General features: G+C 62.9%; 1 pseudogene. It reads left to right on the top strand.

Annotated elements, in window-relative coordinates:
• Window positions 1-114: 114 nt before the first annotated feature.
• Window positions 115-245, top strand: a pseudogene (locus AC5Y49_RS24900) (IS256 family transposase); the annotation flags it as partial.

The following is a 245-nucleotide window of genomic DNA, read 5'->3' as shown; positions in this document are numbered from 1 at the left end:
GGGCGTGTCTTATTGACTGTGTAAGGGGTTGGGCCTGAATGGTAGTCAGGCATGCTGACTGCCGGACAGGAGACTCCCTTGCCACGTTCTGATTCATCAGCTGAGGCCGCGAAGTTGGCGGAGCTGTTGCCGCCGGCGGCGGTGGATGCCTTGTTGGCCGATGCTGAAGCATCCGGCATGCCCGTCGACGGCCCAGACGGTCTGTTGGCCCAGCTCACCAAGTCGGTGCTAGAGCGGGCCCTCGA

This window comes from Mycobacterium sp. NGS62 (genome assembly GCF_059812285.1).
This window is presented reverse-complemented; position numbering and strand designations above follow the sequence as displayed.